Source organism: Amycolatopsis sp. NPDC114478 (assembly GCF_055633805.1).
This window is the reverse complement of sequence record NZ_JBVKDO010000011.1, coordinates 1-25,251: the sequence shown is the minus strand read 5'-3', so window position 1 is coordinate 25,251 and position 25,251 is coordinate 1. Positions and strand designations below refer to the sequence as shown.

27 protein-coding genes are annotated in these 25,251 nt (G+C 69.9%); all 27 read left to right on the top strand.

What is annotated here, in order from left to right:
* The first annotated feature begins 86 nt into the window (after nucleotides 1-86).
* The 27 genes from ACZ7OH_RS27905 to ACZ7OH_RS27775 all read left to right on the top strand — a co-directional run bounded on the left by ACZ7OH_RS27905 (nucleotide 87) and on the right by ACZ7OH_RS27775 (nucleotide 25,139).
* Nucleotides 87-284 (top strand): helix-turn-helix domain-containing protein, encoded by a 198-nt coding sequence (locus ACZ7OH_RS27905; protein WP_470283510.1) that lies wholly within the window; start codon nucleotides 87-89, stop codon nucleotides 282-284.
* 395 nt (nucleotides 285-679) lie between these two features.
* Nucleotides 680-946, top strand: coding sequence for a hypothetical protein (locus tag ACZ7OH_RS27900; protein ID WP_470283509.1), 267 nt, complete (start codon nucleotides 680-682; stop codon nucleotides 944-946).
* Nucleotides 947-1,007: 61 nt separating this feature from the next.
* Complete coding sequence (locus tag ACZ7OH_RS27895; protein ID WP_470283508.1) at nucleotides 1,008-2,249, top strand: hypothetical protein; 1,242 nt, start codon at nucleotides 1,008-1,010, stop codon at nucleotides 2,247-2,249.
* Nucleotides 2,250-2,296: 47 nt separating this feature from the next.
* Nucleotides 2,297-2,971: a 2'-5' RNA ligase family protein gene (locus tag ACZ7OH_RS27890; RefSeq protein WP_470283507.1), complete on the top strand. Its 675-nt coding sequence runs from the start codon at nucleotides 2,297-2,299 to the stop codon at nucleotides 2,969-2,971.
* Nucleotides 2,968-3,453: a hypothetical protein gene (locus tag ACZ7OH_RS27885; protein ID WP_470283506.1), complete on the top strand. Its 486-nt coding sequence runs from the start codon at nucleotides 2,968-2,970 to the stop codon at nucleotides 3,451-3,453. The genes ACZ7OH_RS27890 and ACZ7OH_RS27885 overlap by 4 nt, the downstream gene beginning before the upstream one ends.
* A 156-nt stretch (nucleotides 3,454-3,609) precedes the next feature.
* Nucleotides 3,610-4,983: an endonuclease/exonuclease/phosphatase family protein gene (locus ACZ7OH_RS27880; RefSeq protein ID WP_470283505.1), complete on the top strand. Its 1,374-nt coding sequence runs from the start codon at nucleotides 3,610-3,612 to the stop codon at nucleotides 4,981-4,983.
* Between the two features lie 18 nt (nucleotides 4,984-5,001).
* A complete protein-coding gene (locus ACZ7OH_RS27875; protein ID WP_470283504.1) occupies nucleotides 5,002-5,730 on the top strand; it encodes a helix-turn-helix domain-containing protein in 729 nt (242 codons plus the stop codon).
* 135 nt (nucleotides 5,731-5,865) lie between these two features.
* Nucleotides 5,866-6,600 (top strand): hypothetical protein, encoded by a 735-nt coding sequence (locus ACZ7OH_RS27870; protein ID WP_470283503.1) that lies wholly within the window; start codon nucleotides 5,866-5,868, stop codon nucleotides 6,598-6,600.
* Between the two features lie 439 nt (nucleotides 6,601-7,039).
* Nucleotides 7,040-7,438, top strand: a complete 399-nt coding sequence (locus tag ACZ7OH_RS27865) for a DUF7715 family protein (RefSeq protein WP_470283502.1) — start codon at nucleotides 7,040-7,042, stop codon at nucleotides 7,436-7,438.
* Nucleotides 7,439-7,483: 45 nt separating this feature from the next.
* Nucleotides 7,484-8,449, top strand: a complete 966-nt coding sequence (locus tag ACZ7OH_RS27860; RefSeq protein WP_470283501.1) for a DNA-processing protein DprA — start codon at nucleotides 7,484-7,486, stop codon at nucleotides 8,447-8,449.
* Between the two features lie 171 nt (nucleotides 8,450-8,620).
* Nucleotides 8,621-9,601: a DUF4192 family protein gene (locus ACZ7OH_RS27855; protein WP_470283500.1), complete on the top strand. Its 981-nt coding sequence runs from the start codon at nucleotides 8,621-8,623 to the stop codon at nucleotides 9,599-9,601.
* Nucleotides 9,602-9,843: 242 nt separating this feature from the next.
* Nucleotides 9,844-10,197: a response regulator transcription factor gene (locus ACZ7OH_RS27850; RefSeq protein ID WP_470283499.1), complete on the top strand. Its 354-nt coding sequence runs from the start codon at nucleotides 9,844-9,846 to the stop codon at nucleotides 10,195-10,197.
* A complete protein-coding gene (locus ACZ7OH_RS27845; protein ID WP_470283498.1) occupies nucleotides 10,194-10,430 on the top strand; it encodes a hypothetical protein in 237 nt (78 codons plus the stop codon). The genes ACZ7OH_RS27850 and ACZ7OH_RS27845 overlap by 4 nt, the downstream gene beginning before the upstream one ends.
* A gap of 88 nt (nucleotides 10,431-10,518) precedes the next feature.
* Nucleotides 10,519-11,523 carry a helix-turn-helix domain-containing protein gene (locus tag ACZ7OH_RS27840; protein ID WP_470283497.1) on the top strand — a complete coding sequence of 335 codons (1,005 nt, stop codon included), beginning with the start codon at nucleotides 10,519-10,521 and terminating at the stop codon, nucleotides 11,521-11,523.
* 856 nt (nucleotides 11,524-12,379) lie between these two features.
* Nucleotides 12,380-13,141: a GP88 family protein gene (locus tag ACZ7OH_RS27835; protein ID WP_470283496.1), complete on the top strand. Its 762-nt coding sequence runs from the start codon at nucleotides 12,380-12,382 to the stop codon at nucleotides 13,139-13,141.
* Nucleotides 13,142-13,238: 97 nt separating this feature from the next.
* Nucleotides 13,239-13,940, top strand: coding sequence for a hypothetical protein (locus tag ACZ7OH_RS27830; protein WP_470283495.1), 702 nt, complete (start codon nucleotides 13,239-13,241; stop codon nucleotides 13,938-13,940).
* A 95-nt stretch (nucleotides 13,941-14,035) separates the two neighbouring features.
* A complete protein-coding gene (locus ACZ7OH_RS27825) occupies nucleotides 14,036-15,535 on the top strand; it encodes an ATP-binding protein (RefSeq protein WP_470283494.1) in 1,500 nt (499 codons plus the stop codon).
* A 373-nt stretch (nucleotides 15,536-15,908) separates the two neighbouring features.
* Nucleotides 15,909-17,915 carry a hypothetical protein gene (locus ACZ7OH_RS27820; RefSeq protein WP_470283493.1) on the top strand — a complete coding sequence of 669 codons (2,007 nt, stop codon included), beginning with the start codon at nucleotides 15,909-15,911 and terminating at the stop codon, nucleotides 17,913-17,915.
* A gap of 243 nt (nucleotides 17,916-18,158) precedes the next feature.
* Complete coding sequence (locus ACZ7OH_RS27815; protein ID WP_470283492.1) at nucleotides 18,159-19,148, top strand: bifunctional DNA primase/polymerase; 990 nt, start codon at nucleotides 18,159-18,161, stop codon at nucleotides 19,146-19,148.
* A 107-nt stretch (nucleotides 19,149-19,255) separates the two neighbouring features.
* Nucleotides 19,256-19,846, top strand: coding sequence for a hypothetical protein (locus ACZ7OH_RS27810; protein WP_470283491.1), 591 nt, complete (start codon nucleotides 19,256-19,258; stop codon nucleotides 19,844-19,846).
* On the top strand, nucleotides 19,843-20,067 hold the full coding sequence (locus tag ACZ7OH_RS27805) for a hypothetical protein (protein ID WP_470283490.1): 225 nt from the start codon (nucleotides 19,843-19,845) through the stop codon (nucleotides 20,065-20,067). The genes ACZ7OH_RS27810 and ACZ7OH_RS27805 overlap by 4 nt, the downstream gene beginning before the upstream one ends.
* Nucleotides 20,068-20,235: 168 nt before the next feature.
* Entirely contained in the window at nucleotides 20,236-20,478 is a 243-nt protein-coding gene (locus tag ACZ7OH_RS27800; RefSeq protein ID WP_470283489.1) for a hypothetical protein, read from the top strand.
* Between the two features lie 82 nt (nucleotides 20,479-20,560).
* Nucleotides 20,561-21,595: a DUF4192 domain-containing protein gene (locus tag ACZ7OH_RS27795; RefSeq protein WP_470283488.1), complete on the top strand. Its 1,035-nt coding sequence runs from the start codon at nucleotides 20,561-20,563 to the stop codon at nucleotides 21,593-21,595.
* A 61-nt stretch (nucleotides 21,596-21,656) separates the two neighbouring features.
* The gene (locus ACZ7OH_RS27790) at nucleotides 21,657-21,845 is read left to right on the top strand and encodes a hypothetical protein (RefSeq protein ID WP_470283487.1); all 189 of its coding nucleotides are present in this window, start codon (nucleotides 21,657-21,659) and stop codon (nucleotides 21,843-21,845) included.
* 586 nt (nucleotides 21,846-22,431) lie between these two features.
* Nucleotides 22,432-23,733 carry a hypothetical protein gene (locus ACZ7OH_RS27785; protein WP_470283486.1) on the top strand — a complete coding sequence of 434 codons (1,302 nt, stop codon included), beginning with the start codon at nucleotides 22,432-22,434 and terminating at the stop codon, nucleotides 23,731-23,733.
* Entirely contained in the window at nucleotides 23,721-24,527 is an 807-nt protein-coding gene (locus tag ACZ7OH_RS27780) for a hypothetical protein (RefSeq protein ID WP_470283485.1), read from the top strand. Before ACZ7OH_RS27785 ends, ACZ7OH_RS27780 begins: the two co-directional genes overlap by 13 nt.
* A gap of 69 nt (nucleotides 24,528-24,596) precedes the next feature.
* Nucleotides 24,597-25,139, top strand: coding sequence for a hypothetical protein (locus ACZ7OH_RS27775; protein ID WP_470283484.1), 543 nt, complete (start codon nucleotides 24,597-24,599; stop codon nucleotides 25,137-25,139).
* Nucleotides 25,140-25,251: the final 112 nt, after the last annotated feature.

Genomic DNA, 25,251 nt, shown 5'->3' with positions numbered 1-25,251 from the left:
CAGCACCGGGAATGGCGGGGACACCTTGGCGAGCCGGCCGAACGGATACACCGGCCCGTCGACAGAAACGAATGAAAGGACCGATCTTGCCTCGTCACCCACCGCCGCAAGAACTGACCGATTTATGGGCGGCTCAGTACAACAGCGGCCTGAGCCTGCGCCGGATCCAAGCGGACACGAACGTCTCCTACGGCACGGTGCATCGGTACGTGAGCGCGCATCCGACGGTCACCATGCGCGGGAAGAACGGCCGCCCCAGCCCCGTCCACCCGTGGAACCGGTAGGCGGCATGGCAGACCGCCGACCGGTCGCCGGCACGCGCGGCAACGGCGCGCCTCGCCGCACACCCGCTCCGGCTGCTGTGTACCGGAGCCGCCGCCTACGACCTCGCCCTGGTCGAGCTGCTCGTCCTCGACGGGCGCTGCCTGACCCACCCGGCCACCGCAGGCTGCTCGCCACTGCGGCTGCACCTGGCCCAGTTCTTCCCCGCCTACGCCACCGCCCTCGCGCTGCTGCACTGCGCCCTAGCCGGATCCGTCCAGCTGTGCCGACGGCGAGCCATCACCGCGATCGTCACCGCTGACTGGCTGCTCCTCGCCACGGCCACGCTTGCCGCCCTGACGCTGGCGTTCTGACTCGCCCGTTCCACTGTCCGCTTCGCTCGAAAAGACCGACACCTATGGATTTCCTGTTCACTCTGCTGCTGTGTGCGCCGTATCCGGCCCTCGGCATCCACACCGCGCGCAGCGTCCTGCGCGAAGCCCGCGACCAACGTCCCGGCCGGCGGTGGAGCTTCCGGCACCAGCGCACCCGGGCGTGGCTCTACGCCGCGGTCATCGTGGTGTTGTGGCCAGCTGTGGAGATCCTGCCGCCGCTGGCCCGGTGGACTCGGTCCAGTGTGAGCCGTCTGCGCCGGTGGACCCCTCGGACGGAACGTTCCGCATGAGTCACAACCTCGCCGCGTCGCGACCACACGTTCTGCGCGAGCTCCGCCGGACGCGAGTCCGGTGAGCCTCGTGTACGAGCACCTGCCCGAAGTCGCGCGGCGGGTCTACGAGCTGCTGGTCGATCATCCCGGGCCCGACACCACCGCAGCGCCACTGGCCGCCGCCCTAGATCTGGATGAGACCGATGTCGCCGACGCGTTACAGCTGCTGCACACCGCGCGGCTCGTCGACCGGTGGCCCGGCGACCGCTACCAGCTGCCCGAACGACGCCAGGGCCACGCCGCCGGCCTGCGTGGCCGGGTACGGCCGTCGGTGCGCACCAGGCAGAGTGCCCGGCTAATCGACTTCTACGCCGCGACCGCCGCAGCCGCCATCCCGCTCATTGCCCCTGACGCCCACCGTTTCAGCCCACCCGCGGCCCACGAGGCCAGGCCGCATCTCCACGCCGACGAACGCCACGCCCGCGTCTGGTTCGGCTGGGAACACCAGGTGCTGCGCCAGGTCGCCACGACCGCCGCCGGGTGGCGCTGGGACGACGTCGTGGTCGAGCTGGCCGAGGCCGTCTGGCACCTGGCCCGACCCAGCTACCACCACGACGACCTCGCCGTAGTCCAGCACGCCGGCCACACGGCCGCCCAGCGCAGCCACCTGACCATCGCGGCGGTGTTCCGCGCCCGCGAAGGCGCCGCGCTATCCGACCTCGGCCACCACGACCAGGCCCTGGCCGCCGCGACCGACGCGACCGCGGCCGCCGACGACAGCGGTGACCCCCGCCTGGTGGCGTCGGCGTATTCCCTCAGCGGACGCATCCGGCTTGCCGCGGGCCACGCTGACGACGCATCGCTGGATCTGCATGCGGCGCTGCGGGCACAACGGCGGGTCGCCCGCGACCCGCACGGCCACGCCGTCCTGCACCGTCGGATCGGACAGACCCATCTCGCCCTCGGCCGCGTCCCCGACGCTCTCCGGCACCTGCGCACTGCACGCGAGGAAATGACCCGAGCCCGCGATCCGCTTGGCGCGGCCCGCACCGCGGTCCCGCTCGCCGACGCTCTGGTCGCAGCCGGTCACGCCGGTGCGGCGATGGCCGAGCTGAGTGACGCACGCTCCCGCATCGGCGCCACCGCCGCCGTCCGCTACCTCTCCGGCCTCGACCTGGCCACCGCCCGCACCGCCTACCACCTCAACGACACAGGCATCACCCGCCGCCTCACCGACTCCCTCATCGCCCAGCTGCAGCACGCTGGCCCCGGCGCGACCGCCGACCTGCGCGCCGCCCGCGACCTGCGTGACCTGCTCTGACCGACAGCCCCACCACAGCAACAGCCACGATTGCGAGGACCCACGCGATGGAACCGTTCTTCCAGACCGACCGGCTCTGGCCCGCTGGGCACCGGCAGCTCCAGCTCATGATCATCCCCGACCTCGGTGCCAATCCCGGCTTCGCCGACTTCGTGACCCAGTGCCGCACCGTCATGGCCGATCACCCGGGCACCACCGAACCGGTCCCCGATGAGAGCCTGCACCTGACCGTCCAGCCTCTCGGCTTCCCCGGCCGGGGACACGTCGACACGGCCACCCGGGCGCGGCTGATCGCAGCGCTCGAAGGCACGCTGGCCGAGGTGCCGGCGTTCGACTTGCTGATCGGCTCGGCGCTGGTTTATCACCGCGGTGTCGTCGCCGACACCCACCGCCGCGCCGGCTTCGATCACCTGCTTCAGCGCGCCCGCCCGGTCATCGCCGACGTCTGCGGACCGGAGGCGACCGTCTACGACACCCGCCCCGCGCACATGGCACTCTGCTACGCCGGCGGCCACGGCTCCAGCGACGACCTGCAACGCCAGCTCCGCAAGCAACTGGCACCCGGCCACGCCACCCTCACCGTCTCCGCCGTCGACCTGGTCGAGACCGTCCAGATCCCGGACCGGTGCCGCTACGACTCCACCGTCCTGCACCGGTTCTCTCTCGCCACCGCACCGCAACAGGGAATTCCCGCCGCAATCAGCCAAGCGGCGTCCGCATGAGCGCCTCCAGCACCGGCACCCACCTCACCGCAGTCGCCCCGTGCGGTCACGTCCACAACAACGGCGGCTGCCTCGGCGGCGACTTCCTCCGCCAGCACCGCATCACCTGCACCTCCTGGGATCTCGGCACCGTCGCGAACGGTCCGCACCTGCGCCAGCAGTGGACGCTACGGATGCAACGGCACGACGCCACCGGCGTTCCCTACGCGCTGACCTGGGTCCACGACTGGAACACCGGAACCGGGGCACTCGATTGGGACTGGGCGGTATTCCTGCTCGCCCGCGACGCCCAAGACGGCCGGTTGAACTGGGACGACTACACCCGGGAAAACCATCTCACCGGCTCCACGCCCACGGAGCTCACCGCCGAACACGAGCACTGGACCCGCTGCCAACACACCTGGCACCGAGTCCGAGACTTCCTCGGCGACGACTCGACCCTGCTCGCGGCGTTCTTCGACGTCCTCCCACCGGAGTACTGACCTGTAGGTCACCTCTCCCGACCACCGACCGCGATTTCGCCTACCGGCGATCCCCCGAAACTCACACCAGAAGGGCAGCTCCATGCGTATCGCTGGGCAAGGGCGACGTGGGTGTCAGCGCGACGATGCGCAGCTGCGCCACGGCGGTATCACCGGATGCTGACCTCGCAACGACGAAACGCCGCCGACGGCTCACCGGACGGCCGTGCCGCCGACCCGTTGCCGGGGCGTCGGCGATGGCCCACGATCGGCCACTACGTCGCGGCCGAACACGCCCGGCTGACGACCGAGACTCCGGATGCCGACTGGTTACCCCGCGCTCTTGAGCCGAAGGACTTCGGGCTGACCTTGCCGCGTTATGAACGCACTCCCTTCCGCATGTGGTCGGCCATCGAGCAACGGGCGCACGCCGTGCCCTGGTCGCGTATCGCCACCAGCCTCGGCGTCGCCGAACCCACACTCCGCGGCTGGGTCCGCCACCACGCCACATCCGCACGTCGACCGTCGGGGCGGCGCCGCACCACCACTATCCATCCCGCGGCAGTCCCGATCGCCGCGTCCGGAAACGAAAGGCCAGCAACCATGTCCGGAGCGCTCGACCTGCACGTCGTGACCGCCAACCTAAAACGCGCCGGATACAACTACGGCACCCGTCGCCACGACCACACCCTGCTCCGCCAGATGCTGTCCACTTTGGACCACCCGCCGCACGTGCTATTCCTGTCCGAGTGCACGTTCTACGATGCCCGCACCTACCTCTCGACACCATTGTTCGATGCCCTCGACGTGCTCGACTCCCTCTGGGGCACCACCCTTGATAAGCACGGGCGCACGGTGCCGGCCGCCCAGTACACGCCCTTCCTCTCCTCTATGGCGGGATCGATCAACTCACCGGGGCTGTTCATCGACCGCCGCTACGTGCGGCCCCGATCCTGGTATCCGCACGACTGGCGCCACGTCCTGGCCAACTCGCTGCTGGCCGACATCAACGGACACGACGTCCTGCTCAAGTGCGTGCACTGGAGCGGATCAGGCGGCCACACCGGCTTCGACCGACTGTCCTCCCAGGACGGTCAGCTGGCGCAGCACAACGCCATCCTCGGCGGCGACTTTAACGCCACCAGCTCCCACCCGAACGAACACCTCCCTGACGACTGGCGAGAACTCTGTCTCAGCCAGGGCAAGGCCCACAAGCTGAGCCAGAAAGGGATCCGGCAGCCCGACGGCACGTGGCGCATCAACACCCAGGCCCTCGACGCCTTCCTCGAACACGGCTGGTGGGACACCGGCGAAGCAGCCGGCGACTTCACCCCCACCGTGCACCCGGCCATCGACGGTGGCTCCGGCCTGCGGATCGACCGCATCACCGTCAGCAACCGCACCCCCGCCAGGCTAGTGCCCAGCTCCTACACCGTGCACGTACCGGATGGACCCGCGGTCTCCGACCATCGCATGGTGTCGTGCTGGCTGACCATCGACCCACCGGACCTAACCACAACCACCGCGCCGAATGCCACCACACGACGCTAGAGGAGGACTTCGCTTCCGATGATCGCTCATCCCTCGCCCGATCACGCCGACGGCCCCGTCGAAAACCCGGCCGCCGCCGAGCCCGGCGTGACACCGACACCGCTTCAGGTCGACCAGTGGGTACAAGAACTGGTTCACCTCACGCAAGCGGGACAATCGGGCACGCCCCCAGACGACTGCCGCACGCCAGATCCGGTTCTACCAGACCAGAAACAGACCCAGACTACTGAGCTCGAAGAGAACGCTATCGCGGCGCGACTGATGGCCGAGTCCGTCGTCCCGAGCGCGTTCGACCGGGGCGCGTATCAGCGCATCCTCGCCGATGAGTTGGGGAGGCTGCGTCGTCAACGTGGCTGGACGCGAAAGCACCTGTTGGCCCGGATGACGGCTGATCTCTCCGTGCAAACGCTGGCCACTTACGAGCAGGGCACCCGGCAGGTCTCTGTGGTGCGCCTCGTCGAGCTCTGCTTGGCGATGAACGAACTGCCGCACAATCTCATCGCCAGAGTGCACCGACAGCTTACGCACGAAGGCGTCACAGTGAACTTGCCAAAGATGGCCGAACTGGTGGAGCCCCACATGCTCCCGCTGCGGAAGTGGGCCCAGCAGCAGTTGAGCCAACACCCCGAGGTCACCGATTTCCGCTTCGATCTGGGGGCTCTTCAACGGATGGCTGAACTGTGCGACATGTCGCTGCCCGACCTGATCCGACGTCTGAACGCCCTCGCGCTCAACACATCGACGTAGTTCTGGCGCCGGCGCGGGAAACGATCACGCGCACGGACTGCTGACACGATGCCCGGACCCGCCACGTCGCCTTGCGAAGCGGGGTTCGCTGGATCCGCCGACCCCGACGCCACCTCGACAGCGACAGTGAACGCAGTGGATGACCAACCGACCTACACCGGTAGCCCGCTGCGGCTTGACTTCACCACGTACACAAGCCGAGCGCGGCGCACCGACCCTGCCGTGACGAGCGAGCAGGCAGCCATCGACGATCGTAACCCCGCAGCGCTCATCGAACTGCTGACACGCAAGGCCGAACGCGCCGACCGTGACGGCGATAGGCGACTGGCCGAGGCTAGCTGGGTCCGGATACTGAGCCTCCGACGCATTCAAGGCGATCACGCCGGCACCCGCACAGCATTGGCTGAGCTGAGCGATCTCTACTGCCGATGGGGCCGATGGCACCGGGCCATGGACGTACTCACCGCGTTGCTCGACCTCTGCGACAACGCCGGCGACGGCGACGGCGACGGCTGCCCGGCCGCGCGACGCGACCTCGCCACAGTTCTCCTGTCAGCCGGGCGCGCTTCCGCGGCCGTGCCGGTCTTGCTCCAGGCGATCGCACGCGCACCCGGCACTGTCGACGACACGGTGCGTGCCGACCTGCAACTTCTGCTCGGCCGAGCGTACTGGGCGGACAACCGGATCCGCGCCAGCAGGAAGAAGTTTGCCGACGCGTTGGCTCTTCTGGCCGATCGTGACGATCACGGCGCCCGCTACGTGCGCGTGTTGCTCGCGACACCCGCCGGGCAATCACTGCCACCGGACGACGCTGCGGCTCATCTGCGCGTGCAGAAATCAGACGGTCGGACCCGCCGGGCTCGACCGTAGAAAGTTTTGACTCGGGGCAGGTGCCCTCCCCAGAGACCCACCCCGAGCCGGGAACCCGTTGACCGCTGGGGGGTCGAGCGGTGCCAGGGTCCCCAGAAGGGTCCACTGTGGCCGCTCCCGGTGGGCCACCGCGAATATCCTTCTAAACCCAGAGTGCCCCAAGAACCAGTAATTCGCCACAACTGTGGCCATTTTTCTGCGCTAACTTTGAGTGCCGACTCCTGCGCAAAGCGCAGCACCCGACGACATCCTCCTCGCCTGCCCGGCCACAACTGGCCTGACGGTCGCCCAGTGGAGCAGACCCGCGGTCCGGGGCAAGCCCACAGTCCACAAGAGATACACCGGAAGTCCGTTGGCTGGCTTGCCCCGGACCCGCGGGGCCCGCTGGCCAAGGCCGCGTTCACAGCCCACCCGGGCCGCGGCCACCGAGGAGGAATCCGTGCTCAAGTACTTCGTCTCCACCCATCGCACCCAAGGACACCGGGACAACGACTTCAACAACCTTCAGGGAACCGAGATCGTCGACCTCGCCAGCCTGTCGCATCAGGACCCGGACAACACCTACTGTGGTTGTGCGCGCAGCTTTGTCGGGATCCACAGCCGCCAAGCCACCACCACCGCAGAGGTCGTTGAATCCGACCTGACACCGGTGCAGTTCGTCCGCCGGTTCTACTTCGCACTCCTCGCCATGGGCGTCCCGCGCAGCGACGAGCTGCGTGACGACGCCGCCAACGCGGCCACCGAACTGCTGCGGCTGGCGGCTGGGTGGCCGGTCGGAACGGTTGTCGAGCGCCGGGGCCACTCGATCCGCGTACGCAGCTTCTCGGACGAAACCTGAGCCTCCCCAGCCATCTCGTCCTGCAGCCCGCATGAAGGAGCACCTATGTCCAGTTCCGCCGAAGCGCGGCGCGCCCGCGCCGTCCTCCAGCACGCCGCCGAACCCACCAACCCGGTCCTCGCTCGCTACGTCGCCGAGGTCGGGCCCGTCGACGCCGCCCACCACATCGGCGAACGTAACGCGCCGGCCGAGGTAATGTCGGAAACCCGCCCGGGAGTCGACTGGACGCGCGCCGACACCAGCCTGCGCGCGGCCGCCGAACTGGGCGCCCGCTTCGTGATCCCCGAAGACGACGAATGGCCGGCCGGCCGAGTCGCGGGTCTGGGCGGCTTGGTCGACGGCGCCTCCATCGTCGGACCGCCGCTGGGCCTGTGGGTCCAGAGCGAGCCGCGGTTGGACGAGTTGGTGGTCGCACGCTCGGTCGCGATCGTCGGCTCCCGGGCCGCCTCGGCGTACGGCGAGCACTACGCCGCCGAATTTGCCTACGCGCTGGCTTCGCGCAACGTCGCGGTATGGAGCGGCGCCGCGTACGGCATCGACGGCGAAGCCCACCGGGGAGCGTTGGCGACCGACCGCTCGCGCGCCACCGTCGCCGTCCTGCCGTGCGGGCTCGACATCGGCTACCCGGCTGGACACGTCGGCCTGCTCAAGCGAATCGCCAGCTCCGGCGCGGTCGTGTCCGAGTACCCGCCCGGTACACCGCCGGCCCGGCACCGCTTTGTGCACCGCCACCGCCTGCTCGCCGTTCTTACGACGGCGACGGTCGTGGTCGAGGCCGGTCCGCGCAGCGGCGCCCGGCACGCCGCCAGCCTCGCCGCCAAGCTTGGCCATCCCGTCTTCGCCCTGCCGGGTCCGCTGTCCTCGACCCAGTCCCTCGGATGCCACCAGTTGATTCAAGAAGCCACCGCGCGCCTGGTCACATGCGTCGACGACATCACCGCCCTGTTCGGCGACGCCAGGCAGGAAACCGGCGAATCAGCAGCGGCACGGCGGGAGCGTGCGGCCGATTAACGCTAGCGCGCCCCCGACGGCGACCCGGACGTGATGAGCGCCAGTCGCCGCCCGATCACGGCAGGGCCGCCGTCGGGCGCGCGCTCGGGCGGTGGCGGCCCACGCCTCCGTGGGCCGCCGCCGCTTCCCCTTGTCCACATGCCAGGGGAGCTCAGCCAAGGAGCACCGACCGTGACCCAGTACCTGACCCCGGGTGAACTGATCGGATCCCTGCCCGACACCGCCACCGACACCCTGCACGTCATCACCCTGCCCGCCCACGCGCACCTCACGACTCGCAGGCAGCTCATCTCGCCGCTCGGCGCGGCGTTCCCCGCCTCCCGCGTACGGGGCATGACCACCAGCGAGATCGCCGAGCACGTGCAGGGCGCGTTCCCGGCTGACCACGACTTCGACGTGGTCGTCATCATGATCGCCGAGGAACGCCCCCGGAAGTGGCTTCCGCTGCGGGCCGCGATCGCCGCACTCGAGAACGAACTGCGGCCCGCCGGGCACGCCGTCGTCGGCCGCTACTGGGCACCGCACACCCACCCCGGCGCCCCCTGGCGCGACTACCGCCGCCCCACCCACCTCGGCACCGTCATCGCGCCCCACGCCGAACTCGACTTCGCCCAGCCAGTCCAGCTCGGCGGCGACGCACCCACACCGACCTGGGGCCTGGCCTTCACCGAGTCCGGCGAAACCCTGCCGGCCGGCCTCGGACGATTCGACCGCCTGGTCGTGCCTTTCCTGGTCCGCCGCGGCGACGAAGGCAGCCGGATCGTCGAGCACGCCATCACCCAGGCCAGCCGCGGCGAATTCATCGACAGCGTCACAGCCTTCTCCGTCGCGACGGCGCTGGCCGACAACGCCACCTACGGGCCGCTGCTCCTGCCGCCAGCCGATCTCGACCCGCCGCGGGTCGAGCAGCTGTGGATGGCCCTCTACCGCGGCAGCACCGAGCCCGACATCCGTGCCCGGCTGGCCACGCTGATCGCGGCCAGCGCCGTGCGCCGCGGCGACCGCCACCTCACCGCCTGCGCCCTGGCCCACGCCCACGGCTCGCCGGGCGCGGCCACCGTCGGACTGCTGTTCCAGCACCATGCCGGCGCCAGCGACGTCGAGAACGAACTGCTCGCGACCGCCGCACGAGTCGGCGCGACCCGCTGGTAACCCACGCTCTCACCCCCACGACGCAGGACAACGGTCTCGGCCAGTGCCACGCCGAGGCTCAACCATCTCGCGCTGTTCGTACATCAGCTCGCAACAGCCCACCTGAATGAGCCGGGTCCCGAGTTCGGCGCGCCTTTCTCCGGGCTACGCCGAACCCCGGTTCGGGGCTGGCCGCGGCAGCACACGCGCCTCGTTGCCCCGGCCAGCCCCCGCCTCACCGACCGATCCACGGAGGTCCGAGCATGTCCCGCACGACCGAACTGACCGCCATCGAACGAGAAGTCCTCCGCGACGCCGCACTCGGTCTGAACAACGTCCAGATCGGATTCAAACAGTTCCGCTCACCCGAAACCATCCGCACCCACATGAAGAACATCTTCGCCAAGCTGAAGGCACGCAACCGCGCGCACGCCGTCGCCATCGCTTACGACACCGGCATCTTCCGCTGCCGGATGCCACACGTGCCGCAGACACAGGCGATACCGCGGACGTCCTCACCACCCACCGGTCGACCGTGCCGCAGCGGCGACACCGCGACCACTGCGACCGTCAGCCGGGCCGCCGGCCGCAAGCCCATGCCGGGAGGACGACGATGACCGACCCCAGCCCATCGCCCCACGCGCGGACCTACCTCGACGATCCCGGCTTGACGCTTGTCATCGATCCCGCCGACGTCGGCGCTGACGCCGAAACCGTCATCGACCAGCTGCTCGCGCGGGCTCCGGCGGACACCGCGCTGATCGTGCGCGGCGCGGCGAAGCTGTCCGCTGCCGGAGCTGGGACCGCCGCCGAGTGCCTCGCCACGTCGATGACCTGGCTCTATGGCTGATCCGGCACAGCATCAGTCCGGTACGCTGAATATTACGGAACGTGATACGTCGATAACGGTGTACGAGGTGCGGTATCGAGGCGGAGCGATGAACGAGCTGGGCGAACGGATGCGGGCGGCGCGCAGCGCCGCCCGTGTCAGCCTGTCGGCGATGGCGGCCCGGACCCACTACAGCAAGACCTACCTCTGGCAGCTCGAGAACGGCGAACGCGTCGTCAAGCCCGAGCACGTCGCCTCCTACGCCACCACCCTCGGCATCTCCGTCGACGCGCTCTACGGCTCGCCGCTGGGGCCCCTGTGGACTCTCTGGAACGCCCGCGACGACCTGCCGGGCGAGGCCGAACGCGACCGGGTCGCCGCCCTGGTGGACCACCCCCGCTCCGTAGACCAGACCACTCTCACCACGCTCGCCGACGTCCTCGCCGTCGTGCGCCACATCGAGGACGACGCCGGCGCCGAGCACGTGATCCCGATGGTGGATGCCCAAGTGCGGCTCGTCGAGCAGTTCGCCGACGAAGCACGCTCCGGCGTCCGGTCGGCGGCGGTCGGACTGCTCTCGGAACTGGAGCAGTACCGCGGCTGGCTGGCCATCCCCGGCAAGCAGTGGAAGCTGGCCCGAACGCACCTCGATCGCGCGGCCGTCCTCGCCTTCGAGATCGACGATCCGCTGCGGCTGTCGACCGCGCTGTCGTTCTCGGCCTACCGCGCGATCCGACGCACGAAATTCCGCTCCGCCGACGCGCTGTCTGAAGCCGCGCGCCGCGACACGCGAATCCATCCCGGCCTGCGCACCTACGAGACGTTCCAGCGCGCCGAAATCCTCGCCCGACTCGGCGAGCACGCCACCGCGCTGCGGCTGCTGTCTGATACCGACACCATGATCGAACACTTGCCGCCCGCAGACGAGCTGCCATCCTCGGGCTACTGGTACACCGCACCGTTCTTTCTCGGCCAGCGCGCGTTCGTCCTGGGCGCCCTCGGCGATCACACCGCCGCCGGTCAGGCCGCACGGGACTGCCTCACCGAGATGCCGCGCGCCTGGACCTCGTCGGAGTGGGCATCCCGCCGCCGCAAGCTCGCCGAGCTGACCTGAACTGATCCTCCGACCGATATTCCACTTAGGACAGTCAGTCCGCGGTCGGCGATATCTCGTTACCAATCCGCAACGAGCGTACGGCGACGTAAACGAATCGTTCTCCGCGAGCGGGCTTCCCTCTCCGCCTACGGGCGTCACGAGGCTGACAGCGCACGCGGCTCGTCCACACGGCCGTTCGGCGCTCCTCGAACCCTGCCACGGCGGTCCGGGCGTCCGGCCACAGCACGCCACGGACACCCCGGCCGTCGCGGTGACCTCCCAGCCACGTCCGCGCATCCCGCGCGGGCGACCACGCTGAGAGGTAGACGATGGTGCACCGGTCCTGATCACCGGGTCCCGCGCATGGCATGACACCTCTGTGATCCGCCGTGCGCTCGCGCACGTCTGGTCCCCGAGGCGGTATTGGTGCCTCCGGCGCCTGCCCGCGCGGTGCCGACGCGCTCTGCCAGGCGCGCTGGGCCCAGTGGGGTGGACGCGTCGCGCTCCATCCCGCCCGATGGCGCCATCACGGCCGCCGCGCCGGGTTCGTCCGCAACCAGACCATGGTCGACGCGGGAGCCGATGTCTGCCTGGCCTTCATCCTCGACGAGTCCCGCGGTGCGCGCCACACCCCCGCGCTCGCCCGCGCCGCCGGTATCACCACCTGGATCTTCCGGGCGGCATCCCCTGCACCCGGCAGTCGTGCGGCAGATCGCAGCGGGCGGACCAGTCGGCGCGGATGGTCGCGGCTCATAGCTGCGGTGCCCGTGCAGTTTCCCCTTTCCCCTCGGCGTCGCTTCCGGTGTACGGTGGAAGAAACCAGATCTTGGTTGGCCTTCCCCATGCATCGAGTGGCATGAGGACGGTGGTCACGATGACCTTGCTGCGGCAGAACCGCGAACTGAAACGGCTGAGAATCTGGAACTGGTCCCTGCCCGCGTTCGCCGGGAAGCTACCGGACGGCCGTAACTACAACGCCTGCCCCTCGGCCGGGGTGTGCGCGCAAGCCTGCTACGCCCGCAACGGCACCTATCTCTTTCCTCAGGTGAAAGCGCGACACCAGGAGAACTTGCGCCAGACCCTGGACGACCTGCCCGGCTGGCAGCAGGAAATGCTGGATGAGCTGTCTCACAAGCGGTTCCTCGATGCGTGGGTGCGGATTCACGACAGCGGCGACTTCTACTCCCGCGCTTACCTCTCCGCGTGGCTGGAGATCATGCGCGCCCGGCAACACACCCGGTTCTACGCCTACACCAAAGAAGTCGCCGCGTTCCGCGACCTGGTCGAGCCGAACCCACCACGGAACTTCTGGTGGGTCTACTCCTACGGCGGCACCCAGGACTCCACATTGGACCCGACTGTGGACCGGGTCGCCGACGTCTTCCCCGACGAACAATCCATCGCCGCCGCGGGCTGGCACTCGCAAGAGGAGTCCGATCTCCTGGCCGTGCTCGGCCCGGCACCAGTCGGGATCCCCGCGAACAACATCGCGCACTTCAAAGCCCGCCAGGCCGGGCGCCGGTGGAGCCGCTGGCAAGCCGGCGTCGACGCCGCCCGCGCCGCCCGCCGCAGCGGCACACCGTCAACCGCAGCCGCCGGCGTTACCCAGCCGGGCACGTCCGGAGACCCACGGTAGCGCCGCCCGGGACCACGGCGGCCACCTGCTGCTCGGCAGTGCGGGCCAGGTGCAGCGCCGCCGTGGCCCCGGTCCGCGCTGTCACCGGCTCCACGACGTGCCACCCGGGACGCCGGCCCGGCGCGACCGCGGCACCGGCAACCGGACCGGCACACCTCACGATCGGAAGGAATCTCAAGAGATGTCGAACGAGTTGACACCGTATCTGCGCGCGGTCGCCGACGTGCTCGGCGAGCCGTGGCGGGCTGTTACGTCCCGCCGTGTCGGTGAGGACGCCGCGCTCATCGGACCGAAGGGCGGGTGGATCAGCGTGACCGTCACCTCCGGCGGGGCGGCAGAGCGTCTGGTTCTGGAGGCGTGGCTGGACTCCGAGCTCAGTCCCCATCAGCCCACCGGAATGATCCGGCCGTCGGTGACCGTGGCGCGGACCCGGCCCGCGACCGCGGTCGCCAAAGACCTGTCCCGGCGGCTGATCCCCAAGGTGGTCGAGATGATCGACGCGGCGCGGGACCTGGCGCACCGGCGCGCGTGCGACGCCGCCGACCTCTCGAACGTCCTGGCCGCGATCGGGGCGGGGTTCGGCACCACCCCGACGGCCGGGGCGAACACCGTGTCGGTCGGGGCCTACGGTCAACCGCTGTTCGCGACCGCGCAGGTGCTGCAGCCGTTCTGGCGTGGCCGTCAGCGGCGGGTGCGGTTCAGCATCGACGCCACCGTCGAAAACGCGCTCGCCCTGGCCGCGCTCGTCGGTGAACGCGCCACCACCGACCACACCGCACCCGCTGACACCAGCAACTGACCCCCGGCGCCGCTGCCGCGCAGACAACGAACACCCCCGACTCCGGCACCCTACCCGGCGCCGGAGTTCCTTTCATCTGCCCGAAGGACGATGCCATGGAAGCCCTTACCCGTGTGGTGACCCTCTCCGATCATCAGCCCCGGATCGTCGACATCCGCGCCGAGCTCCGCGTCGGCGACGCCGGACTGCGCGTGCACGGCCTCAGCCTGACGATCTCGCGCGAGACCCGCGACCGGGTCCGCGCAGCCATCCGCAACAGCGGCCTGTCCTGGCCCAGCGGCGTCGTGCACCTGACCGCCTCCACCGCACACCCACGCTCCGACATCGATCTCGCCGCCGCGGCCGCCGCGCTGCTGGTCACCGACGCTGTGCCGGTCCGGCGGCTGACCGCGACCGCGCTGATCGGCGAACTCAGCCTCGACGGCTCGGTCCGACCGGTCCCCGACATTCTGCTCCGCGCCGTCGCCGCCGCCCACGCCGGTTTCACCCACCTGGTCGTCCCCACGGCCAACGCCGCCGACGCACGCGCCGTCCCCGGCCTGGCCATCATTCCTGTGGCGCGCCTGGATGACCTCATCAGCTGGCTGCGCAGCAACCCCGGCCCGGCCCTACCTCCCGAATCAGGCCTGCGGGGACAGTCACGCACGTCGTGGGCTCCCGAAACCTGTGCCCGGCTGTCGCCCACGGCGGTCAGGGCCGCTGCTGTCGCCGCGGCGGGCGGACACCACATCCTGCACGTCGCCGCGCCTGGAGACCCGGTACTCCTGCTGCCGCGGCTGATCCGGACGCTGATGGCCGACTTCTCCGGTACCGAGACCCTCGAGGTCAACAAGTTGCACTCCCTGGCCGGCGAACCGCTGCCCGACAACGGAGGGCACACCCGCCCGCCCGCCGTGTCCCTGCACCCCACCGACACGATCGCCTCGGTCGTCGGCTCGTTCACCCGGCCCGGCCTTCTCACCCTCGCCCACCGAGGCGTCCTGACCGTCGAAGACCTCCCCAGCTTCTCCGCCAGGACCATCGAACTGCTGCGTCCGGCGCTGGAGAACGGCTTGATCGGCATCACCGCCGCGGCAGGCGCCGAATCGCGCCCGGCCGGAGCACGCATGGTGTTCACCGCACGGGACTGCCCCTGCAGCTGCGTCCGGACCGGTGAATGCCGGTGCACCCCGGCGCAGCGTGCGCGCTACCTCGCCAGGATCCCGCTGTGGTTGCTCGACCGTGTCGACCTGTTCGTGCGGGAGGTCACCGTCGCCGAGCCCGATCCGTCGCTGCCGTCCCTGGAATCGCTGTGGGACAGGGTCGCCCGAGCCCGGGAACGCGCCTGCTCCCGGTGGGGTGCGGCACCGGAACCCGGCGTCGAGATCGACTACACGCGGGCCGTCGCCGGCCTCCCCACCAACGCCGTAGGCGAGCTGGACGCCGCGATCCGAGAGGGTCGGATTACGTCCCGCACGGCTGCGCGGTGCCTGCGGCTGGCCTGGACACGTGCCGATCTGGACGGCCGGGCGCATCCGGACGTCGCCGACATCTGGCTGACGCTCTCCCACCGCAGCGGAATGCTGAGCCTGCTGCGGAATCCGGCTCCGAGGTGAGTTCAAGTAAGAGATGAACAGGAGGCTCTATGGCGATGAGCCTGCTGCTGTGGCCCGAGTAGAGGGATGAGGAAAGTGTTGCAGCGCTGAGAGAAGCGGATGCGGGTGTTCCGGTCGGGCCGACGCACTCTAGCGGAGCCTGGCGTCGGGGAAAGCCCGCCCCGTTCACGGTCACGGCTGCGGCTGGGCAGGAAGGGGCGGGCTTGCCGCCGACGCGGGCGGCCCCGCTTGGGCGAGTGCGTCCCGACCGGGACGCCCGCACATCGCCTTTCTCCTCAGCTGAACGGCAATTTGGAGGACGGCGCGGTGTACGGGGTTCGTGGTCGGTCATCGGGGTTCCCGGTGACCGACCGGCTTGTGTAAAGGAGCCCGCGTGACCGCCACGATGGATCTGCCCACCCAGTGCGCCGGCGAAGCCGACCCTGCAGCACCCGAAGTCGACCTCGCACCGTCCGACTTCGAGAGCGCCGTCACCGAACCCGCCGACGCCTGTGAGGCAGCGCCTGGCGGCAACCCGCTAGCCGGGCTGTCGGAGGAAGAACTGGCGGCCTTGCACGCCAAGTGGGACGCCGAGATCAACACGATCATCCACATCAACCCGTCCGACGCACTGCTGGTCGACAACGTGCGCACCGAGAACGCCGAGGCCGACCCGGCGACCACGGCGAACTTCAAGAACAACGGCATCAACACCGCGGCCAACGGCTACCGCAACTACGAGACCGGCATCGTCATGATCACCGAGGGGCAGCGCCGGTTCAACAACGCCCGCGCAGCCGGCGTCGAACTTCCGGTCTGGATGAAGACCCCACCGCCGGCCGACGAGCGCAAGGCCACGATCGAGCGGATCGTCCGCCAGCTGGAGGAGAACGACCTCCGCAAGCCGCTGACCCTCGGCGACACCGCCCGGGCCATCCAGCAGCTGGCCGCGTTCAACCTCACCCCCGCGGGCATCGCCCGCAAGCTCGCCCGCGGCAAGAACGGCACCGCCTACGTCACGCAGGTCCTGCAGGCCGGGGAGAGTGAGCTGGCGCTCAAGGCCGCCGACCGCTTCGACCTCGACCTCGTCCAGGCCGGGGTGGTCGCGGAGTTCGACGCCGCCGGTGACCGCGAGACCGCCACGGAACTGATCCGCATCGCGCGCACCGAGCCGAACAACTTCCAGGTGTTCGCTCAGGCCAAGCGTGACGAGCGTGCCGCGGCACAGCGGCTCGCCACCCTGGTCACGACGCTCACCCGGGAGCTGACCGCCGCCAAGATCACGATCTTCGCTGACACCCTGTCGGCCTATGACGGTGAGGCCCGCTCGCTCGACCGGCTGCGCCCCAAGCCCGAAGACGCGCCCCACACCGCGCTGACCGCGGAGGATCATGCGTCCTGCCCGGGCCACGGGGCCTGGATCGAGGACGACCACCACGACGACAACGGTGACCGTGTGCCGGTGGCCGTCTACGGCTGCGCCGACTTCCGGGCCTACGGCCATGCGCTCAGCCACGCCCCGGCCGGGCGTGTCGACCTCACGCCCCGCGCCACCGCCACGCCCAGCACGCGCGACGACGGTGGGGCCGCTGCGGCTGAGGAGAGCGACCTTGCGGCCGCGCGGGCCGCGCTGGCCGCCGACGAACGCGCCCGCACCGAGGCGCGGATCATCCGCCGATGGGTGCGCAAGAACAACGAGCTGATCGACGCCTCCGAAAAGCCGCGGCGTGAATGGCTGGCCGAATTCGTGCTGCGCAAGACCGCGCCCAAGGGCGCGCAGCTGTTCCTCGCCCGGCAGAAGGCTCACGGCGGCTACGAGCTGCGCCGCGCGTTCAACCAGAACCACGCCCTCGCCCGCCAGCTCCTCGGCTTGCCCGTCGGCAGCACGGTGACCGACCTGTCCGACAAGGTCGCCACCGCAGCCACGCCGGGCAAAGCGACCGTCTACGACATGTTCCTCACCTTCTGCGCGATGGAGGAGGCGCTCTCGCGCAACGCGTGGCGATACGCGCTGCAGGCGCCGCAGGAGTACATGACCGCGCTCGTCGGCGCCGGCTACCCGGCCTCCGACGTCGAGCGGCTGATCATCACACCGCAGAGCGAGCGGGACGTCATCGCCGCGGCGCTCGGCGAGACCACCACCAGTGACACAGCCGACGATGACGGCGCTGAGCAGCACGACGACGTGCTCGAATCCGGTGCCACCGGTGGCCCCGGCACAGCCGAGCCGGGCGACGATGGCTCGCACGTCAGTGCCGGGATCGACGACGCGACCCCCGACCGCCAGGGCGACAGCGCGGATGGTCCGGGAGACAACGTCGCGCCGGAACTCTCTGAAGGCTCCGACGCTTCGGCGGATCCGGACGACGCCTCCGCGGAGCTGGCCGAAGCCGCGAGCTAACCGGCCGGCGACACCTCGCTGTCTTCGGGTAGGGGCGGGCCCGCATCCCTCGTGCCGGGCCCGCTCCTGCCGTCGCTGTCCTCCTCGCCGCCCGCGCAGCGTTCTCGCGGCGCAGAAAAGAGTTTCGCCGATGCATCCGCATCTTTCGCCGATCGCCCAGCACCTCCGCCTCACCACCACCGACATCGCCCGGCACCGCCACGTCACCCCTGGTCCTGCTCTGGTTGCTGCCGAGCTGATGCCATGACCGCGTCCGTCACCGCGGCCGCGATCGCCCCTCCCAGGCTCTTCACCGGCGAACTCCTCCACGCCGCGCTGGAGGCCGCCGAGCGCGGGTGGCCAGTGTTCCCGCTCGTCCCCCGTGGGAAGAAGCCCGCCATCGAGCGTTGGCAGCAGCGGGCCACCTGCGACCCCGACCGCATCCGCCGCTGGTGGACCCGCTACCCGACGTGCAACGTAGGGATCAGCTGCGGAGCCGCGGGCCTGCTGGTGCTGGACCTCGATGCGGCGCACGGGCGGGTCCCCGAACAGTGGGCCCGCCACGGCGTCACCCACGGCCGGGACGTCCTGGGGCTGCTGGCCCAGCTGGCCGGCGAGCCCGACCCGGTCGACACCTTCACCGTCGTCACCCCGCGCGGCGGCGAACACCGGTATTTCCACCGGCCGCCGGGGTCGCGGCTGCGCAGCACCGTCGGTGCGCGCGGCCGCGGGCTCGGCTGGCACGTCGACACCCGCGGCCCCGGTGCGCTGGTCACCGCGCCCGGCTCGCTGGCGACCGTCCACGGCGTGCCGGTGCCCTACGCCGTCAGCGGGGACCTGCCGGTCGCGGTCCTGCCTGGCTGGTTGGTCACCGCTCTCACTCCGCTGCCTCCGCCACCGCTGGAGGCGGCGCCGCCGTTGCGGCTTCCAGCGGCCAGCCGCCGGGTCACCGCCTACGTCCAGGCGGCCCTCGACGCCGAGTGCCGCAACGTCGCGACGGCCACTGAAGGCCACCGCCACATCACGGTGTTCGCCGCCGCGGCCGCTCTCGGTGAGCTGCTCGGCAACGGCTGGATCAGCGCCGCCGCGATCACCCAGTACCTGACCGACGCTGCCCGTCGGCACCTCGGTGTCGCCGACTTCGACCGCGCCGAGCTGAGCAGAACCATCCGCGACGGTATCGCCGCGGGACGTGAACACCCGCGCGTCCTCCCCGATCGGCCCGCGCCGCGACCCGGCCGCGCACGCGCGTAGGAGCGGCTACGCGCCGATCTCGCAAACGCCCGACGCCACAGACAAAACGGGACACCCAACGTGCCCTTCAACAACACTGTCCATCGGAGACACCCGAGGTGATCGCCATGTCCGAGGACGTGCTTCAGCACGACCACGACGCCGTCCGCGCCGACGAGCAGCTCGTCAGCGGAGATGACCAGTCTGCCTTTCCCGCACAGCTCGGTGAACCACAGCTGATCGCCGAAACTGACAGCGGCCAACGGTTCTACACGATGACGCCCCGATTTCGGCGCGTGGTCGCCGAATGGGTCGCCATCACCGTCGAAGCCACCTCGGACCACCTGAGGTTCCGCTGGGACGGCGCCGATCTGCTCGTCATCGACGACGCCGCGGCCGAGCCCGATGATCCGACGGGCAGGCCCCACATCGACCGCATCCGGCCGGACTCCAGCGGCCGGTACTTCTTCGACGGCTGGTTGTGGAATGAGGCCGACGCCGCCACGCACAGATCGGACGACGCCGCTCGCGCGGCCTTGACTCTGCTGGCGCAGGACCGTCCCCGGCCGGTCGCGCCGTTGATCCGGTACGTCGCCGAGCACACCGACCCCTCGCTCGATCCGGCAGCACTGCGACGCATCCGCCGACGGCACCGGGCCCGAATCACCTCAGGCACCGCCGCGACAGCGTCACGTCGGAAGGACGGGGGAAGCCGATGAGTGACAGCTACGTTGCTGTTCCGCCGGATTCGGTGATCGAGGTCGCGCATCCGGGCGACGACGTGGGCGCCGACGTTGTTCCCGTCGGCGAGATCGCGTTGCTCGTGGGCGACCACGACACCGGCGTCGCCGTGATCCAGGGCACTCACCGGCAGCTCACCGCGTTCTTGCGCCGAGCCGCGCAGGCACTGAAGCCGGTAACGGAGGTCAAGGGCCCGTAGCCGCCCCGGCGCGCTGGCCCGCCGTCAGAAAAGCACACCGAGGCCCCGGGCCCAGCCCACCCGCCACATTCAGGGGTGCAGAGCACCCGGGGCCTCGGCGCGCACCGGGGCGGCTGGTCAACCGCGCCCGGCGCGGACATCCAGCCCGCCTGAAAGGAACGACCCATCGTGCACGCCCACACCGACCTCATCTGCTTCACACCGGCAGCGTTCTTCACCACCACGTTCTCCCAGCTCGTCCAGCTCAGCCTCACCTTCGCCGGTACCTACCTGGGCCTGTGGCTCGGGCTCAAGCTCATCGGATTCCTCGGCGAGCTGGGCGAAGCGGTCATCGAACGCGTGCGTGCCAACTCCGCGCACAACGCTGCGACAGCGGAAGGCGACGACAGGCCGATGCCGCCGGCACCATAGCCCCCTTTCGCGCAACGTGCGTCGCGCCGCCGCAGTCCCTTCCCAACGTCCGACGCTCCGCTGATACCTCGTGAGGTTTCCGATGCCTGCAGCCATGTTCTTGACCGACGCCGACCTCCTTGCCGCGATTCCGGCCACGCTGGGGTACGTGCCCGGCGACTCGCTCGTCCTCGTCGCGGCCACCGCCTGCGGCGACGGCACCGCCCGCATGGGCCCGATCACCCGCTTCGACCTCGACACCGTAGTCCGCCACCCCGGCTACGTCGTCGCGTACCTGCAGCAAGCGCTCTCCGAGAAGCCGGTCCTGCGCCTCATCGGCGCCGTCGTGCACGACAACCCCGACACCGCCGACCTGCCCTACCGCACGGAGCTGGCCACCTTCACTCAGAAGCTGCACGACCGCGGCTACACCAACATCGAGCTGCTGCACCTGCCCAGCTTCACGCCCGGGGTCACGTGGTCCTGCTACGACGTCGAGAGCCACACCGGCACCCTGGCCGACTACTCCACCTCACCGATGACCGCGCACGTCATCGCCCTGGGCAACCGTGTCTACCGCAGCCGCGACGAATTCCTCCAGCAGTTTCTCCCCGCGCCCGCCGGCACCCGCGGCCGCATCGCCGCCCTCGCCGAGCCGATCACCGACAAGGTCGAGCAGGAAGAACTCGCCGACGACCGCCCGCACCTGAACCGGCGCCTGAACCGGCTCGACGATGCCGTCACCGCCGCCGCCAGCGGCCACATACCGACCGACGAGCACGTGATCGCCGACCTCCTGGCTGCCCTCTCCAGCCTTCGCCTCCGCGGTATCCACCTCACCCAGGCCACCGCCGAGCGGGCCGCGGCCGCACACGCTCTGTGGCTGCACCTGTGGCGTCACGCCCCCGAACGGTACGCACCGCACATGGCTGCCCAGGCCGCCACGACGGCTTTTTTGCGCCACGACGGCGTTTCCGCCGCTGCGATCTTCGCCAAGGATCCGCGGCCGACCCAGTTCAGCCGGCTCATCCGCGCGATGCACCGCAACGGGATCGACCCGGCCACGGTCGATCCCGACTTCTCCAAGATCTCCCAGGAACTGCGCACCGAGCTGACCACACCCATCACCGAGTCCTAAGCAACATCCGACGTTCCTCAATGGACACAGCTCTCCCCACCGAGACGAAAGGGCCCGTCGCATGAAGGCCACACTCGAGTCCACGTGCACGAACACCGCGCCCACCGCGCCCGCAGCGCCGCTGCAGTTCCTCGAACCGACGATCACCATCGTCGGTATCTTCGTCATCGTGATCGGGTCGATCACCCTGCTCTACTTTCTCCCGACGCTGCTCACATCGCTCTCGGTCCGCCTGCGAGGGCGGAAATAGCTACACAGAAACCGTTATCTAGCAGCCGATAGCGGCATCTGTTTCCGCGCCGGCGTTGGGGCAGGACATCAAAACTCCACGCAGGGCGAGGGCGACCCCGGCACCGTCGGCCGTGCAGGCCATCGAGAGCACAGCACCCCCGGTCTCGGGGCGCCTGAACCCGGCGCCCGGCCACATCCGGCGCGGGTGAACCGGCGTCGCGGCACCGTGCGCACACGCGCGTCTGTGATCGCCGGTTCACACCGGCCGGACGAGCCCGCCGGGTTTCACGCCCCGGGCCCGCAGGCGCTCGGACGTGTCGAGTCCCGCACACCGACGAGGCCCCGGGAGGCCACCACAGCAACAACGGCAACCGTCCACAGGCGACGAACCGCACCAGGCGGACCAGCCTGCTGGTGCTTCTGAACTCGGTGTCCCGGCCGGGGCTTCCCTACCCGGACCGGGGCACCGTCCCCGAGGGCCGGTAGCGCGGTGCGCGCCGAACACCCAACACCGCGCTACCGGCTCTCCCTTCGTCCATGCGCCCCTCTCGGTTTCCCGCCGGGAGGGGCGCTTTTTCACGTCTACAGCGCGAAAGGCCATCGCCATGACCACACCTGTCGACGACGTCGTCCGCTGCGACGACTGCGGCAACGCGACCCCGACGCCGTTTCACCTCACGCCCGGAATCGTCTACTGCGAGGGTTGCGTCCTCGCTTTGCACCAGTGCAGCGGATGCGGGCAGATCACCGAAGTCACCTCAGTCACCGACGACGCTGGGCGGATCTGCGACTTCTGCGAGCGCGCCGGGCGCTATCGCACCTGCGATCAGTGCGACATCCTCATCCGCAACGGCTACCTGTGCCGGACGCACGCCATCGACGAGACCGACGAGTCTTATACGTGCGACCACTGCACGGGTGTCGTGCCGCTGCGACTGCACGAACCGCTCTACGCCACCGACGACCGTCGGCTGTGCTCGCCCTGCGCCCAGGTTTTTGACCTCTGCGACTACTGCGACCTCTACGACGACGGCCTGCGCGACACCGAGTCCGGCCGCGACATGTGCCACGAATGCGCACACCGGCTCGACTACTCGGAGTGCCGCAACTGCACCACCCTCATCGACAGCGGAACCTACTGCGACGACCACGACGTCGTCGATGAAGACGATTACGAGGATCTGCACGGCTACTGGTACAAGCCGCGACCGGTCTTCCACGGCATCGGCCCTCGCTACCTCGGGTTCGAACTGGAAATCAACGTCCCGCGCGGGCACCTGTCCGACCGCATCGACGACACCGTCGACACCCTCGATGGCCTCGGTTACCTCAAAGAAGACAGCAGTATCGGCTACGGGTTCGAGCTCGTCACCCACCCGATGGCCTACCGCTGGGCGCTGGACTCTTTTCCCTGGCATCTGCTCGAGACGCTCGAGGTCGCCGGCTGCAGCGGCGACGGCAACGGGCTGCACGTCCACATCAGCCGCGCCGCCTTCGGCGGGCCCTGTCACGTGTTCCGGTGGATGAAATTCGTCTACCGCAACGCCGACGACGTCCAAACCCTCGCCCGCCGCTCCAGCGGCTACGCCGCGTTCCGCGACTCCGAACGCAACCACATCAAAGACGCCTGCAAAGGCAAGTACTACGGGCCGCGCGGCTCCGCGATCAACACCCAGCCAGAGGAGACCTTCGAGCTACGGGTCTTCGCCTCCAGCCTCGACATCCAGCACGTGCAGGCCGCCCTCGCCTTCGCAGACGCCTCCGTCGCCTACACCCGCGACCTCACCATCCCCGACATCACCCAGGCCGGCGGGTGGACCTGGGGCGCCTTCACCCAGTGGCTGCTGACCCGTCCGCAGTACGCGCCGCTCACCGCCGAACTGGAGAACTTCGCATGTGCATGCTGACCTACCTTCCCGCGCGCATCCAGCCCGACACCACCGCCCTGGCCAACGGCGCCGTGCACAACAACGACGGCCACGGCTACGCCATCGTCGCCGGTGACCGCATCGTCACCGGCCGCGGCATGAACGCCGCCGCCGTCATCGACGAGTTCGCCGCCCTGCGCGGCCTGCACCCCGATCAGCCCGCGCTGTTCCACAGCCGTTTCGCCACTCACGGCCCGGTCACCGAAGACAACATCCACCCGTTCCCGATCGGCGGTGACCCCCGTACCGTCCTGGCCCACAACGGAATCCTGCCGAAGAAAGCCCACCCGTCGCGTCGGGATCCGCGGTCGGACACCCGCATCGCCGCCGACGAGATCCTCTCCGCGAAACGGTTCCTTGCCCTGGACCGCCCGGAGACCCGGCGGCGCATCGAGTCCTGGCTCGGCGCGTCCAACAAGCTGGCCATCCTGACCGTCAACCCGCGCTATCCGGCCCACGGCTACCTGTTCAACGAGCAGGCGGGGTGCTGGGACAACCAGGTCTGGTACTCCAATCGTGGCTACCTCGACTCCCACCCCGGTCAGACCGCGTGGTGGGGTCTGGACGAAGGCTGTCTCTACTGCGGTGTGACCGACGCCGTCGACGTCGACACGGGACTGTGCCTGGCGTGCGGCGCGTGTCCCTTCTGCGCCGCCGACAACCAGCCCTGCCCCTCCTGGTGTTACCGGTTGCTCGTCGGCGTCTGCTGCGTGGACTGCGGCGAGGACCTCGACGACTGCGTCTGCGTCGTCGCACCCGCCCTCAACGCCTGAACCACGCGCTCTTCGACTGCCGACCCGGGCGCGGCGGCTGCCGCCGCGCCCGGGCGGAAAGGGACCGCCATGCCCTCCCACGCCTGCCCCGCCGAGTCGGCACCACCGATTCCCGCTGCCCTGGCCCACCTGCCGGTCCTCGGCGGTCTCGTCGTCCCCTGGGTCACACCCCGCACTGCCGACGGCCGGTATCTGCTCGGCGCGGTCGACGCCGCCAAGACCCACATAGCCATCCACCGGCGGCTCTGCGGCGTCTGCGGCCGCGCCCTGGGCGACCGTCTGGTCCTCCTCGTGCGCGAGTCCGACCTGGCCCGCTGCGCCAGCACCGAACCCGGGCTGCATCCGCACTGCGCCGCCTACACCATCGCAGCCTGCCCGATGGTCGCCGGGCGCCGCAGCCACTACCGCACCAGCGCCCACCAGATCGACACCGACGCCGTCCACGGCGCGGATAACGAAAACCGCCTCGGCGCGCCCGCCGAGGCCTGGCATGCGGTCTGGCTGGACCGCTACGACGTCGTCACCCTCCACGGCCACCCCGCCGCCTGCTACCTGCTCACGCCGCCGCTGCGCATCCGCCCGGTCACCGCGCCGCCGCGACACCGCTCCTGACGATCCGCTCGATCCGGAAAGGACTTCCCAATGGGGGTTGTCAAGTCACGCAGCCACCGAAATCGGAGGTGAAGCGTGGTAGCCAGCGTCGTCGCGGAGCATGGCCCACAGG

What these genes read in the sequence shown, in the direction of transcription:
- ACZ7OH_RS27860 (WP_470283501.1), top strand. Translation starts at nt 7,484, where the DNA reads ATGTCCAGTTCCGCCGAAGCGCGGCGCGCCCGCGCCGTCCTCCAGCAC.
- ACZ7OH_RS27785 (WP_470283486.1), top strand. Translation starts at nt 22,432, where the DNA reads ATGACCACACCTGTCGACGACGTCGTCCGCTGCGACGACTGCGGCAAC.
- ACZ7OH_RS27780 (WP_470283485.1), top strand. Translation starts at nt 23,721, where the DNA reads ATGTGCATGCTGACCTACCTTCCCGCGCGCATCCAGCCCGACACCACC.
- ACZ7OH_RS27775 (WP_470283484.1), top strand. Translation starts at nt 24,597, where the DNA reads ATGCCCTCCCACGCCTGCCCCGCCGAGTCGGCACCACCGATTCCCGCT.
- ACZ7OH_RS27795 (WP_470283488.1), top strand. Translation starts at nt 20,561, where the DNA reads ATGCCTGCAGCCATGTTCTTGACCGACGCCGACCTCCTTGCCGCGATT.
- ACZ7OH_RS27850 (WP_470283499.1), top strand. Translation starts at nt 9,844, where the DNA reads ATGTCCCGCACGACCGAACTGACCGCCATCGAACGAGAAGTCCTCCGC.
- ACZ7OH_RS27805 (WP_470283490.1), top strand. Translation starts at nt 19,843, where the DNA reads ATGAGTGACAGCTACGTTGCTGTTCCGCCGGATTCGGTGATCGAGGTC.
- ACZ7OH_RS27845 (WP_470283498.1), top strand. Translation starts at nt 10,194, where the DNA reads ATGACCGACCCCAGCCCATCGCCCCACGCGCGGACCTACCTCGACGAT.
- ACZ7OH_RS27825 (WP_470283494.1), top strand. Translation starts at nt 14,036, where the DNA reads ATGGAAGCCCTTACCCGTGTGGTGACCCTCTCCGATCATCAGCCCCGG.
- ACZ7OH_RS27900 (WP_470283509.1), top strand. Translation starts at nt 680, where the DNA reads ATGGATTTCCTGTTCACTCTGCTGCTGTGTGCGCCGTATCCGGCCCTC.
- ACZ7OH_RS27890 (WP_470283507.1), top strand. Translation starts at nt 2,297, where the DNA reads ATGGAACCGTTCTTCCAGACCGACCGGCTCTGGCCCGCTGGGCACCGG.
- ACZ7OH_RS27810 (WP_470283491.1), top strand. Translation starts at nt 19,256, where the DNA reads ATGTCCGAGGACGTGCTTCAGCACGACCACGACGCCGTCCGCGCCGAC.
- ACZ7OH_RS27835 (WP_470283496.1), top strand. Translation starts at nt 12,380, where the DNA reads ATGACCTTGCTGCGGCAGAACCGCGAACTGAAACGGCTGAGAATCTGG.
- ACZ7OH_RS27885 (WP_470283506.1), top strand. Translation starts at nt 2,968, where the DNA reads ATGAGCGCCTCCAGCACCGGCACCCACCTCACCGCAGTCGCCCCGTGC.
- ACZ7OH_RS27790 (WP_470283487.1), top strand. Translation starts at nt 21,657, where the DNA reads ATGAAGGCCACACTCGAGTCCACGTGCACGAACACCGCGCCCACCGCG.
- ACZ7OH_RS27880 (WP_470283505.1), top strand. Translation starts at nt 3,610, where the DNA reads ATGCTGACCTCGCAACGACGAAACGCCGCCGACGGCTCACCGGACGGC.
- ACZ7OH_RS27875 (WP_470283504.1), top strand. Translation starts at nt 5,002, where the DNA reads ATGATCGCTCATCCCTCGCCCGATCACGCCGACGGCCCCGTCGAAAAC.
- ACZ7OH_RS27840 (WP_470283497.1), top strand. Translation starts at nt 10,519, where the DNA reads ATGAACGAGCTGGGCGAACGGATGCGGGCGGCGCGCAGCGCCGCCCGT.
- ACZ7OH_RS27815 (WP_470283492.1), top strand. Translation starts at nt 18,159, where the DNA reads ATGACCGCGTCCGTCACCGCGGCCGCGATCGCCCCTCCCAGGCTCTTC.